General features: G+C 54.1%; 12 protein-coding genes. All 12 read left to right on the top strand.

The genetic code is table 11. The annotated features are described in order from the left end of the window. Window positions 1-33 precede the first annotated feature (33 nt). The 12 genes from JNK54_06915 to mltG all read left to right on the top strand — a co-directional run bounded on the left by JNK54_06915 (window position 34) and on the right by mltG (window position 13177). Entirely contained in the window at window positions 34-522 is a 489-nt protein-coding gene (locus tag JNK54_06915; protein ID MBL8023992.1) for an NAD(P)H-dependent oxidoreductase subunit E, read from the top strand. Window positions 523-550: 28 nt separating this feature from the next. Next, window positions 551-2173, top strand: a complete 1623-nt coding sequence (locus JNK54_06910) for an SLBB domain-containing protein (GenBank protein MBL8023991.1) — start codon at window positions 551-553, stop codon at window positions 2171-2173. An 85-nt stretch (window positions 2174-2258) separates the two neighbouring features. Next, on the top strand, window positions 2259-2963 hold the full coding sequence (gene hoxU, locus JNK54_06905; protein ID MBL8023990.1) for a bidirectional hydrogenase complex protein HoxU: 705 nt from the start codon (window positions 2259-2261) through the stop codon (window positions 2961-2963). Next, the gene (locus JNK54_06900; protein MBL8023989.1) at window positions 2960-3496 is read left to right on the top strand and encodes an NADP oxidoreductase; all 537 of its coding nucleotides are present in this window, start codon (window positions 2960-2962) and stop codon (window positions 3494-3496) included. The genes hoxU and JNK54_06900 overlap by 4 nt, the downstream gene beginning before the upstream one ends. Beyond that, on the top strand, window positions 3489-4916 hold the full coding sequence (locus tag JNK54_06895) for a Ni/Fe hydrogenase subunit alpha (GenBank protein MBL8023988.1): 1428 nt from the start codon (window positions 3489-3491) through the stop codon (window positions 4914-4916). Before JNK54_06900 ends, JNK54_06895 begins: the two co-directional genes overlap by 8 nt. A 90-nt stretch (window positions 4917-5006) precedes the next feature. Next, window positions 5007-6395: a hypothetical protein gene (locus JNK54_06890; protein ID MBL8023987.1), complete on the top strand. Its 1389-nt coding sequence runs from the start codon at window positions 5007-5009 to the stop codon at window positions 6393-6395. Further along, window positions 6392-7450 carry a hypothetical protein gene (locus JNK54_06885; protein ID MBL8023986.1) on the top strand — a complete coding sequence of 353 codons (1059 nt, stop codon included), beginning with the start codon at window positions 6392-6394 and terminating at the stop codon, window positions 7448-7450. The genes JNK54_06890 and JNK54_06885 overlap by 4 nt, the downstream gene beginning before the upstream one ends. Then, entirely contained in the window at window positions 7429-8643 is a 1215-nt protein-coding gene (locus JNK54_06880; GenBank protein ID MBL8023985.1) for a hypothetical protein, read from the top strand. The genes JNK54_06885 and JNK54_06880 overlap by 22 nt, the downstream gene beginning before the upstream one ends. Further along, complete coding sequence (locus JNK54_06875; GenBank protein MBL8023984.1) at window positions 8640-10025, top strand: HAMP domain-containing histidine kinase; 1386 nt, start codon at window positions 8640-8642, stop codon at window positions 10023-10025. Before JNK54_06880 ends, JNK54_06875 begins: the two co-directional genes overlap by 4 nt. Next, window positions 10022-11416 (top strand): response regulator, encoded by a 1395-nt coding sequence (locus JNK54_06870; protein MBL8023983.1) that lies wholly within the window; start codon window positions 10022-10024, stop codon window positions 11414-11416. The genes JNK54_06875 and JNK54_06870 overlap by 4 nt, the downstream gene beginning before the upstream one ends. Window positions 11417-11717: 301 nt before the next feature. Beyond that, complete coding sequence (gene ruvX / locus JNK54_06865; GenBank protein ID MBL8023982.1) at window positions 11718-12140, top strand: Holliday junction resolvase RuvX; 423 nt, start codon at window positions 11718-11720, stop codon at window positions 12138-12140. Beyond that, window positions 12137-13177 (top strand): endolytic transglycosylase MltG, encoded by a 1041-nt coding sequence (gene mltG, locus JNK54_06860; GenBank protein ID MBL8023981.1) that lies wholly within the window; start codon window positions 12137-12139, stop codon window positions 13175-13177. The genes ruvX and mltG overlap by 4 nt, the downstream gene beginning before the upstream one ends. Window positions 13178-13277: the final 100 nt, after the last annotated feature.

Raw genomic sequence — 13277 nt, 5'->3', positions numbered from 1 at the left:
TTCTGACTTGTTTTGAACGTAGAATAACAACCCATGAGCGGTCCAGTTACGCCTGACGATCCCCGGGTCAAACGTGTGGCACGGGAGATGAAACTTTACGATCGGCGCCCCGACGCGCTGATCCAAATCCTTCATATTGTTCAAGAAATATTTGGGTATTTGCCCGAGCCCGTGTTGCGGATGGTGGCCAAAGAGTTGCGCGTGCCCGCCAGCCGTGTGTATGGGGTGTCAACCTTCTACCATTACTTCTCCCTGAAAGCTCGTGGGGATCACCAGTGTCTGGTCTGTATGGGGACGGCGTGTTACGTGAAGGGTGCCGGAAAAATTTTGGATCAGTTGCAAAAAACGTTTGGTTTAAAACCTGGGGACGTCACTCCCGACGGAAAATTGGGGTTGGCCCAAGCCCGATGTTTGGGAGCGTGCGGCCTCGCGCCAGCGGTCGTCTATGATGAGGAAATTTTAGCGCGGGTGGACCCCTCGACCATTTCTGGAGCGGTTCAGGAGAAACTCCGTGGATCTTGAGAAAACAGCGGCCCACGCTAAAGCCCAGATGGGGCAGAGGCGCCGTCTCCTGGTGTGCGCTGGGGCCGGGTGTTTTTCCTGCGGAAGCGGGGAAACCCTTTCCACGTTGCAAAAGCTGGTAAAAGAGCGCGGTTTGGAAACCCAAGTGGAGGTGGTCCCCTCCGGTTGTATGGGGGCCTGTCAGAAAGGGCCTTTGGTCCAGCTCGCCAACGACGATATTTTGTTGCAGGGGATTTCCGCCGCGGAGGCGGGGGCTGTACTCGAACAAATCACGGGTGGGAAGGCCGTTTCACCCAAGCATAAACTCTATTCCCCCCGGGAACCTGACGCCCCCGACGCTCACTTTTTCCAAAAACAACAGAAGATCGTCTTGGAGAATTGTGGTCGCATCAATCCGGAGAGCATAGAGGAATATATTGCCGTCGGCGGGTATCGGGCGCTTCACACCCTGTTGAGTGAAATGACGCCGGAAGCCGTGGTGGCGGAAATGAAGAAGTCCGGTCTTCGCGGACGTGGCGGAGCAGGTTATCCCACCGGTCTCAAGTGGGAGACTGTGGCCAAGATGGTCAACAACCAAAAATACGTGATTTGTAATGCCGATGAAGGCGATCCCGGTGCGTTTATGGACCGGAGTGTTTTAGAAGGGGACCCCCATCGGGTTTTGGAGGGGATGGCGATCGCGGGCTACGCGGTAGGGGCCAACAAGGGCTTTCTCTACGTGCGCGCTGAATACCCGTTGGCCATCAAACGCTTGGAACAGGCGATCAAAACGGCACGGCGGGAAGGACTGTTGGGCCGTGAAATATTTCGAACCAGTTTTTCGTTTGACGTGGAAATTCGGATCGGAGCGGGGGCGTTCGTTTGTGGGGAGGAAACGGCCCTGATCGCTTCCATCGAAGGGCGGCGCGGGCAACCGCGGCCTCGGCCCCCCTATCCCGCGGAATCGGGCCTCTGGGAAAAACCCACTCTCATCAATAACGTGGAAACCTTTGCCAACATCGCTCCGATCCTCGCCAAAGGCGGCGAATGGTTTTCGAAGATAGGGACCCAAAAAAATTCCGGAACGAAAGTTTTTGCGTTGGCGGGGAAAATCCGAAACACCGGGTTGATCGAAGTCCCCATGGGGATCACGCTCCGGGAAATCATTTTTGATATTGGGGGCGGTATTCCCGCAGGAAGGCGTTTCAAGGCTGTCCAGACCGGTGGTCCTTCCGGTGGGTGCATCCCCGAAGCGCACTTGGACACCCGGGTGGACTACGAATCTCTCCAGGTTTTGGGCTCCATTATGGGATCGGGTGGGTTCATCGTTATGGACGATACGTCCTGCATGGTGGACGTGGCCCGGTTCTTTATGGAATTTTGCATGGACGAAAGTTGTGGCAAATGTGTCCCGTGTCGCGTGGGGACCAAACATATGCACGACCTGCTGGATAAAATTTGCGCGGGACGCGCGGTTCCCGGGGATCTCGATCTGTTGGAAGAGTTGGCCCCCATGGTGAAAGCCACAAGTCTTTGTGGGCTCGGAATGACCGCCCCCAATCCTCTCCTTTCAACGTTGCGGTATTTCCGAGATGAATACACGGCCCACATCCGAGACCATCAATGTCCCGCGGGTGTCTGTCACATGGACAGTGTGGGAGCGGTCCGATGAACCTTAACGTGATTTCCCTCTCCTCTTGGGAGAGGGGTGGGAGAGGGATCGAATCTTTTGGCCTTCGGACACGAGGTCTGAACCCATGAGTTTTACTATTACAATTGACGGTCGTGAAGTTTCGGCCGAACCCAAAGAGACCTTGTTGGATGTTTGCCGCCGCGAAAAAGTATTTCTCCCTACCCTTTGCGCTGTGGACGGTTTGACGGAAGTGGGAGCCTGCCGGTTGTGCCTGTTGGAGATTGAAGGAACAACGAAATTGCTCCCCGCCTGTACGACACCCGCGATGCCCTATCAAAAAGTTCGTACCAGTTCAGATCAATTGAGCACCTACCGCCGAATGATTTTGGAACTCTTTTTTTCCGAACGGAACCACATGTGCGGTGTGTGTGTGGCCAATAACCACTGCGAACTTCAGACGCTGGCGGTAAAAACAGGGATCGACCATTTTCGCTATCCGTTCTTGCAACCGGCGGTGGGGGTGGACGCGTCCCACAAAGATTTTATTTTAGATCAGAACCGGTGCATCCTGTGCACGCGCTGTGTGCGCGTGTGCGACGAAATTGAAACGGCTCATGTGTGGGACATCATGGGGCGAGGGGTTCAAAGTCGGTTGTTTGCGGACTTTAATCGTCCCTGGGCCGAATCCACTGATTGCACGAGTTGTGGAAAATGTGTTCAGTTGTGCCCTACAGGCGCTCTCTGGAAAAAAGGGGCTGTTCCGGGAGAATTAAAAAAAGATCCTAGCGTGGCTGGAACGTTAGCCGCGCGACGAGAAAAACGCCCATGAAAAAACGCGTCGCTACCGTTTGGCTGGGTGGGTGTTCCGGTTGTCATATGTCTCTTTTGGATATTGACGAAGGACTTTTAGAATTAGCGCCCCTCATGGCGCTGGTGAAAAGCCCCCTTGTGGACACGAAAGAGTTTCCGGAAGGCGTCGACGTGGCGGTGGTGGAAGGATGTGTGTCGACAGATCAAGACAGGGCGCAAATCCTGAAAATCAGGGAACGTTCTAAGGTTGTGGTGGCGCTGGGAGATTGTGCTGTCACAGGAAACGTGACGGCCCTTCGGAACCTTTTGGGCCCCGCGGCCATGTTGGATCACGCCTACAATAAAATCGTGACGAACGATGGACAGGGGGCGATGCCGACGGTGGACATTCCGACCCTTCTTCCGCGCGCCTGTCCCTTGGCCAGTTACGTGAAGGTGGATGTACATGTGCCGGGGTGCCCGCCCGCTCCTGAGTTGATCTTTGCCGCACTGAAGGCGTTACTGGAGGGCCAGCCGTTGGTCATTCCCCCGGGGGCTTTAAAAAATGGCTGACAAGACAATTGTGATTCATCCCGTGACCCGCGTGGAAGGCCACGCCAAAATCACGTTGATGTTAGGAAATGACGGGAAAGTGGCGGACGCTCGGTTTCATGTGGAAGAGTTCCGCGGGTTTGAAAAGTTTTGTGAAGGAAGGCACTTCACGGAAATGCCCATCATCACACCACGGATTTGTGGAATTTGTCCCGTGAGCCACGCGGTGGCCAGCGCCAAGGCCTGCGAAGATATTATGGCGGTGGAGGTCCCTCCCACGGCGACACTTCTGCGCCGACTCATGCACTTGGGCCAGATGTTCAGTTCTCACGCGCTCAGCTTTTTCCATTTGTCGTCGCCGGATTTCCTTTTGGGTTGGGACGCGGACCCCACGACGCGCAATATCATGCATATCGCCGAAAAATTTCCGGACGTGGCACGCCGGGGGATCCGGCTTCGTAAATTCGGGCAGGAACTCTCCTCCCGGTTGTCGGGGAAAAAGATCCACAACGGAGCCATTGTTCCTGGGGGCGTGACCCAGGCCCTGACCGAAGAAAACCGACTGGCGCTTTTGGCCTGGATTCCGGAAGCCATGGAAAGCGTTCGAGTGGCTTTGGCGCTCTACAAAAAATATTGGGAGGCCAACCGGAAAGAAATGGAGGCCTTCGCCCGGTTCGACACTCTTTACTTAGGCACGGTTCTTCCGGACGGGACCCACGAACTTTATGATGGAAAACTTCGGTGGGTGGACGCTGTGGGCAACATCGTGGCGGATCAGGTGGATCCGGCCCGTTTCGCGGAATTTATTGCGGAACGGCCGTTGGAATATTCCTATTTAAAAGCGCCCTACTTTAAACCCTTGGGATACCCCGGCGGGATCTATCGCGTGGGGCCCCTGGCCCGGTTGAACGCGGCGACCCGCATGCCGACCCCGCACGCGCAAAAAGAATTTTTAGATTTCCGTTCCATTGCGGGTGGTCGGCCGGTCTCTGGGTCTTTCGCTTTCCATCACGCGCGGATCATCGAAATGATGAGTTCCGTTGAACTGGTCGAGATGATTTTGAATGATCCCCGGGTGATGTCCACAGAGATCCGCTCCGAAGCGGGCCGAAACCGGTCCGAAGGGGTGGGGTGTTCAGAAGCTCCCCGGGGAACCCTCTTCCACCACTACAAGGTGGACCCCAACGGGATCCTCACCAGCGTCAATTTGCTGATCGCCACGGGACAAAATAACCCGTCCATGAACCAAGCTGTTTTGGAAGTGGCCAAAACCTACGTGAACGGCGCCGATGTGAAGGAGGGCGCCCTGAACCGTGTGGAAGGTGCCATCCGTTGTTACGACCCCTGTCTCTCCTGTTCCACCCACGCCGTAGGCTCCATGCCTCTCCTCCTCGAAATCACGGACCCCAAAGGCAACGTCCTTAAACAAATCAAGCGGTAAATCCAATCCATTCGTCCTGGTTTTACTCCCTTCCCTAAACGAAAGCAAAAAGGGTTGTTAAAAGAGATTTTTGGGGATAGAATTCAAATTGTGAAATCTATTGTCCTTTATTCTTGTTTGATGTTGGGAGCGATTGACATTTTCCCCTGCGCGTCAGATTTTTATGCGACGCAAAACGATTACACCAAAGTGACCCTCCATTGGACGAATAACAGTTGTGGCGTTGGTGATCATTTGCGTTTTAGCATTATCGATGCAGAACAAAATGTACAGGGCGTTTATACTTTTGCCCCACTCGGGACAGAGGGTCAATTGGAAATAGGAAATTTCTTTTTAAACGCCGAAAATCGCGTGGATGTTTTTTGGATTGAAAACGCGAGTGAATTGCTTCAACGGTGGAGTTTTGCTTCTTTGGCGGCGCCTCCCTCCGATTCGTGGTCGATCCCATTTCAAAATGTTCAGAGTCGAAGCATTACTGTGGCTTGGTGGTCCACCGGGGTTAGTGGGCAAATTAATCCCATTGGAACAAACTATCAAATCCAATTTTCGGAAAAGGCTGGTTTTGATGAGCCCCTCGTTGAATCTATTTCGTCCGAATACGGAAATTTAATAGCGAAAAAAATTGGGTGTCTTTCACCGGGAACATTATACTACGCACGTGTTCGAGCCCTCAATCGGGAGGGGATTCCCACCCCGTTCCACGTTCTCGGATCAACCCGCACCCTTTCGGACAGCCCTCCTCAAACGAATTATTTGTGGGGAAACAATCGTTGGGAGCTCTCTCTCTCCCCATTGGATATTTCATCGGAAGACACCATGACCTTCAACGCCGCCCCCCTGGAGAATCCACTTCAATCGCCGACACTTCCAGAAAAAATATTAGATGCCAATCATAAAATACTGGGAACCGGGGATGTCCGACGTCGCCCCCTTCCGAATGGGTTAGCGGAAATCCAATCCAGCCGCGCCTGCCCCGCCCATTTGGACGAAAATCTTCATGCCCCCGCGACCCTGAGCTACGACTTCGCATCGAATGACGGTTGGGTCGAAACGGGGGCAGGCCTTGTTCGGGAAACCACGCTCAGTTTCTACCGGCTTGATTTTCACGCGGGGCTTTGGAACAAGATCCCTTCTCGTGTGGAAGACGGGAAGGTCGTGGCGATTGTTCAATCACTCGGGACGCTGTCGGTGATGGGCCAGGAAGACGTTTCTCTCCAAGATCTTCGTGTATCGCCAAACCCATTTCGCCAGGGGACGGACGCCCAGGTCACTTTCGCAAACTTAGCCGAGCGGGCCACGCTTCGAATTTTTACGGCATCGGGGCGGGAAGTGAGACAGCTGGAAGAAACGGGAGGAGACGGCATTCTCTGCTGGGATGGTAAAAACACATCGGGAAGACCCGTCGTCCCGGGAGTCTATCTCTATCATGTTCAAAGCCCCGGTGTGGCTAAAAAAGGAAAACTGATGGTCATCCGATGAAAAAAATAGTTATCGCTGTCGGAGGGGTGCTCTTCTCCTTATCCCTTTTGGCAGGAGAGGGAGAAGAATGGGAATTCCTTTCCGCTTCTCCTGGAGTTCGTTCCATGGGCCTGGGTGGGGCCGGGACGGCGTTGGGGGATGACCACGCGTCCGGGGTTTTGAATCCTGCCGGTCTGGGGCGGTTGGCCCGGGGGGAAGTGTCCCTTTCCCACCACGAGGGGGTCGAATCCATAATAAGAGACTCCTTGGGTGTTGCCTTTCCCATGGAAAAAGGAACCTTGGCCGCCCGGTGGTCAGGTGTCGATTACGGAACCATCTCGGGGCTGGATTCGTCAGGAAACGCGCTGGGCAACATTGGCGCACGCGAAGATTGGTTCCAGATTTCCGGCGCGGGAGGATTTCGAAATCGAGTGTGGGCGGGTATCGCGTTGAATCAAACCGAACGTAAATTTCACGATCAATCCATTCAAGGGGCATTTTTTGATGGGGGATTATTGGCTCGTCTCCCCGCGCCCACGTTTTTCCAGGGGTTCCGCGCGGGAGTTTCCGTTCGAAGACTGGGGGTGGGTTGGTCCCCCGGGCAAGGCCCGCCGCGTGAATTACGGTTTGGGATTGCCACAGGGGTTTGGGATGAAAAAATTACTCTAGCGGCGGACCTGGTCCAATCCAACGGAGAAGACCTCCGCCCGATGGTGGGGATCGAATACGCCTCCGGCGGTTCGTCCTTTTTTCGTTTGGGGTATGATGGGAGTACAGAAGATTCGTTTACTTACGGGTTGGGGTTTCGTGTGGGAGATCTCCGTTTGGATTACGCGTTTGCCCCTCTGGGGGATCTGGGGAACACGCACCATGTGGGACTGGTTTGGCACTTTGGGAAACCCGCGGAAGCGTTTTATGAAAAGGGATTGGGTTATTTGCGGCAAGAAGATTTTGCCCGAGCCGTAGTGAATTTCAACCGTGCCTTGGCGGCGGACCCCCATCACTCAAAAGCCCTCCTGAAGTTGCGGGAGGCCAACCAACGGCTCAAAAAAGAATGGGACGATTCGGGGCGTTAGTTTTTCTCTTTCTCGGGACCGTTGGCCTTTGGGCGGGGGGAAAACCCCCATTTCAGGATTGGAAAGAACTCCAGGCTCAGGGAGATCTGACCGGGGCCATGGATAAGCTCCTGGACATCCTCTCGGAAGATCCAGGCCATGTCGGTGCCCTGAAACGCCTGAAGGTGACCGCCGCGGCCATTGAAAAAAAGGCCAATGAACTGGATGTCCTTGCCCGAGAGGATCGCGGGCCCGCTCTCGTTCGCGCCCTTCACACCTTAAATCAGCAGGAACATGAAACGCGGAAAGCGCTCAACAACCTTCGAGCGTCCTATGAACACAAATGGCGGACCACGCCGGAATCTCTCCTTCACACCTGTCGGGGTGTCGAACTTCAAATGCAAATCTCCCTGGCGAACGATGACCCCGACCCCCGCCGCAATGAGTATCTTAGAGATCTTTGTCTCTCCCTCTCTTCAGGTGTTGCGGCGGGCGTGCTTCCCGCCGAAGTGGATATTCATCGTGTTTCTGGTTTTATGGCTTACCAACGAATGGATATTGTTCCCGCTTTGACGGAATGGAAAAAGGCGTTAAGTTTGGATCCCTCCGATCAGGAGTTAGCACGTTATGTTCAGGAAATTGAAAACAGCCTGAAAATAGATGAACGGCGTGCTCTCGCAAGAAAGAAATTTGGATTGGGCGAAACCCAATATTCAGAAGGAAATTATCGGGCGGCCTTGGGGTATTATCGGGAAGGGTTGGTGTTGGATTCGACAAACCGTTTTGCAAAGGAAGAAGTTCAACGTTTAGAGGAAATCGTTCGACGCGAATCCCAGAGGGCCGATTTAGGCCGTCGCATTGGCCGTGCCCGGGAAGCCGAGTTTCAGGGGCGTCGTCAAGAAGCCGTGCGCGAATGGTTGGCTGTTTTGAAAGAAGATCCTTTGAACACAGCGGCTCGGGAAAATCTCGGGCGCCTCTGGGAGGATTGGGGAAAGTCCTACCCCCATAAAAGTGAAAAACCCCTGGCTCGCCCAACCGCTCCAGACCACGAAAGAGCCGCAGAATATTATTCCAAGGGGTTGATGGAATATTCCCGAGGGGACCTTTCGGCCGCGCGGAAGGCTTTTGAGCAATGTGTTGGGTTGGCGCCGGATGATGAAATGGCGGCGCGGGCTTTGGATCGGGTTGTCCGGCAATTAAAGAATCACCCATGAGCATCGGGACCCGATTCGCCGTTGCGATTGCCGCCCTCACGTTTTTTGTCCTCCTGGTCTATTCCGGTGTTCTTCTTTGGGCCGAGCGTCAACACCTTGTTCGCGAGGCAGAAAAAACCCATTGGATTACAGTGGACCACCTCGGATTGGCTTGTGGGGACGCACTCCTGTCCCGGAATGAGTTAGGCCTCATCGATTTTATGAATCAGCTGAAAACGGAAGGTGCCCTAGTGGAAGCGGCCTGCGTGAATCCTCAGGGGAAATTACTCATGCATACGGACTTGACTAAAAAAGGGAAGAAGGCGGATTGGGCTCCGGCTGAACCGCAAAAAATCATGTTGACAGAATCAGGCGTCGGATCCCGCTGGGACTATCGATCTCCCATTTTCCAGGGGGGAGACTGGGTCGCGACCGCGCGGGTGGTTTATGATGGGGAGAGGGTCCTTACTCGACTTCGTCTGGCCCTGATCTCTACGGTGGGGCGTTTTTTGTGGTTGGGTGTCGGTGTGTTGCTCATGGGAACAGGCCTGTCCTTCTTGGCCGCGCGAACCTTGACACGACCCATTCACGCGCTTGCCGCGGGCGCGCGAAAAATCGGATCGGGCGCGTTGGACACTCGGGTATCCGAAAAAGCGCCGGGCGAATTGGGTGGTCTGGCACGGGAATTTAACGGTATGGCGGTTCGGCTGCGGGAACTGGATGAAATGAAGGAACGAATTCTTTACGCCATATCTCACGATTTACGTAATCCGCTCAGTGCCATCAGTACCGCGGCTCAGGTGTTGCGGTCAGGAGCTTTTTCGGGTGAAGATCGGACTCTCATCGAATCTATTGAGAGGGGAGCTCTCCGCTTGAGGGTCATGGTCAATAATATCTTGGACGCGGCCCGGTTAAGAGAAGGGGAAATTCCCTTTCGGAAGACTGTTTTTCAGGTGGCCCCCCTTGTGGAAGAACTGGTTCGACTGTACGGTCCGTTCGCGAAAGAATCCAACAAGATGTTCATGGTTCAGTTTCCCGAAACGCTTCCTCTTCTGGAAGCGGATGAAGAAAAAACCTTGCGCATTTTCTTGAACCTGGTGGCCAACGCGTTTAAATTCACTCAAGGGGGTGATTCTATCGTCATTTTCAGCGCCGCGCAAACCAACGGGTTCGTTGAGTTTGGTGTCAAAGACACGGGGCCCGGAATTACCCCGGAACGGTTGTCGCGTCTCTTTCAGCCCGTCCGCGTTCTGAACACGGGACCTCAAGAGGGTTCAGGGCTGGGACTTTCTATTGTGAAAAGCTTGGTGGAGGGGCACGGAGGACGCCTGCGTGTGGAATCCGTAGTTGGGCAGGGGACCGCTTTGTTTTTTACGTTACCGATTCATAAGGGGATTTTATGAAACCACTCATTCTTCTCGTTGAAGACGATTCGGAAATGCGAAATGTGACACGGATTATTTTAAATCGGGCGGGATACCAGGTGATTGATGTGGGATCCGCCGAAGAAGCCTTAAAAATTGTTTTTCAAGAGTCTCCGAACCTCCTGGTGGCGGACATTCGATTGCCCGGGATTTCAGGGGTAAAGTTATGCGAAATCCTTCGCAATGACCAGCGCACGCGAACGGTCCCGGTGCTTCTCCTCACGTCGCTATTAAAAACAGAAGACAAAGTCGAAGGTTTGCAAACCGGGGCAGATGATTACATGACAAAACCCTATGAGGCTTCCGAATTTTTGGCCCGGGTGGCGAGCCTTCTTCGCCGAACAGGCCGCTCATTCGTTCTTTCCGAGGCCCCTCCTGCGACGAGGCCTTCCGTGGATCAAAAATCACAACAGGAAGAAGCGGATTATTTTAAATCGTCCGATCGTCGTTGCTTCCGTGTGGTCCTATCTGATTTGTTTTCTACGTTTCGACGGTTTTTGAATTTGCCGATGCTCTGGGTTTTGCTTCGGGAAACGATGGGGCAACGCCGCTTGCGCAGAGAACCTGAACCGGACCTCGTCATGGAAGATTCAACGGAAGTGGTGGCCTATGCCACCGCGGGACGACGGGAGGGAGGCTTTCGTGCCGTTTATCTCCACCACGCGGCTCGAATCAGTCTTGCGATTCAAGGATGCTCACGGGTGGTGGACCTTGCGTGTGGGCCGGCCACCCAACTGGCCGAAGTGGCTCAGCTGAACCCGGACATTTCCTTTGTGGGGGTGGATATGTCGGATTCTATGTTGGACCAGGCGCGTGCGTACATTCAAGGTCGGGGGCTGACCAATGTCACTTTTCAAAAATCCGATGTCACGCAACTCGGTATTTTCGAAGAGGGCAGTGTGGATGGGGTTATCAGTACGGTTGCGTTACATCATTTGCCCACGCGAGAACACTTAAAAGACTGTTTTCGTGAGATTCGCCGCATACTGAAACCGGGTGGGGCCATTTTTCTCGCCGATTTAGGCCGACTGAAATCTCTCAAGTCTGTCCTCTATTTTGCCTATAAAGAAGAAAAAACCCAGCCGTATTTGTTCAACCTCGATTTTGAACGGTCTTTGCGGGCGTCTTTTAGTCTGAAAGATTTTCAAGTTCTTACGCGCGAATGCCTCCCAGCTTCGGCCCAGGTGTACAGCACCCATGGGGTTCCATTGTTTATTTTTGTTAAAACGCCGGATCGTCCATTGCCACCTGTCCTTTCAACAAATCTCCGCCTTCAAAGAGCCGCTCTCCCCCGTAAGTTTCGTCGGGATTTGGATGACATGGTTTTTTTCTTTCGAATGGGTGGTCTAAAAAATAATCCCTTTAACTAATTAAAAGACTCTCCTTGGCGACCGGTGGGTCAAGGCGATCGCCCTTTTGACTCCTCATGTATCAACCCAGAGCACCGTTTATGGGTAAAATTGGGGACTTTCGATCTCTTGCATCATTCTCTTGGATCTCCCTGATTGCGTCAGAGAAATCGCTTTGATATTTTGGCCTCGTGAGACTCTTTGTGGGGGTTCTTCTTCGCCCGTATGATCAGACGGGATGGGGAGTAAACTTGAAGCTCATTGTGGCCAATTTCTTATAGGTTGATGGGGAAAGAGGCGAAACGCCATTTGGGAGGGACCTGTGGAGAGTGTTTATCTGGGTGTGGACTGGGGGCGTCGACGGGTTGGGGTTGCCGTTTCTGATGAGTTGGGTCGGATGGCACATCCTCTTCAGACATTGGAGCCCAAATCACTTGCGGGGCTCATTCAGGCTTTGAGTGATTTGGCCCGTGACAGAGGAGCGTCTGGGATAGTTTTGGGGTTGCCCAAAAACATGAGCGGGACAGAAGGGGAAAGTGCCTCCGCTGTTCGACGGTTGGCGGAGCGGCTGGAACGTGTGGGTTTGCCGGTCATTTTTTGGGATGAGCGGCTGAGCAGTTGGGAAGCCGAATCTCGTTTGAGGGATGGGCCTGGAATGGGACGCTCGAAAGGGCGGGTGGATCGCGCGGCGGCCACCTTGCTCCTCCAAGCTTTCCTGGACAAAAAGCGGGGGGAGACCCTATGAAAAAACGGATTGTCCTTTTGGGAGTGTTGCTCGGAATTTTTGGGGGCGGGGGGCCGCTCTTGGGAATACTTCTTTGGGTGAATACACCACCTCCTGAGGCGATGGGAGGATTGATTGAAATTCTGCCCGGTGCCAGCGCGCGGGTGATCTCGCGACGGTTGAAGGAGGACGGTCACGTTCGATCTTCTCGGTGGATCGAGATGCTGGCGCGGGTGACGCGGGCAGATCAAAAACTGAAAGCGGGCCTCTATCGTATTCCCGCTCAGGAGCGAGCGGATCGAATTTTGCGGTTTCTTGTTCAGGGGCGTGGGGCCACGGTCCGGGTGACGGTTCCTGAAGGCTTTGCTGTTTGGCAAATCGCCGAGAGGTTGGAATCCAAGGGCGTTTGTCGGGCCGAAGAATTTCGAGCGGTGGCCACTCCCTGGGAAGGCTTTCTTTTCCCGGACACCTACTTTTTTGATCCGGGTTCGCCCGTTTCAGAACCCCTGCGTGTGATGCAAAATCGATTTAACGTTGTTTGGCAGGAGGTGTTTCTCTCCGCGGTCCAGGCCGGTGGGGTCCGGTTTCCGGATGGGCAAGAAGCTGTTGTTCCCGAAGGGCCCGACGGGGTGATGCTGTCCGCGGATGGGCGGCGGTGGACGGTACGTCAGATCGTGACCCTCGCTTCCCTCATCGAACGGGAAACGCGCCGGGCGGACGAACGCACACGGGTCTCCGCTGTTTATCATAACCGTTTAAAAATCCGCATGCGCTTGGAATGTGATCCCACTGTCCAATACGCTTTAGGGGGATGGAAAAATCCTCTCTATAAAAAAGATATTGAAGTGGATTCCCCCTACAACACGTATCGCCGTTACGGCCTTCCTCCAGGGCCCATCGCTAGTCCAGGTCGGGATTCCTTGACGGCGGCCATGGCCCCTGCCCCTGTGGACTTCCTCTTCTTTGTCTCGGACGGGGAGGGTGGGCATCGATTCTCCACATCCTATGGCGACCATCGTCGCGCGGTCCGCGCGTTTCGACGATTCAAAAAGGAATAAAACCCTGGGTTCACAGATGAATCGTATGCCAATGGGGATAATTCGTCTGTTGCCTGGAGGGGGTTTTGCTTGTCATAATGAACACAGCGAATTCCTCGGT

It is taken from the genome of Elusimicrobiota bacterium, from assembly GCA_016788905.1.
GTDB lineage: Bacteria > Elusimicrobiota > Elusimicrobia > FEN-1173 > FEN-1173 > JADKHR01.
Note: the sequence above shows the minus strand (reverse complement) of the source record. Positions and strands in the feature narration are given on the sequence as shown.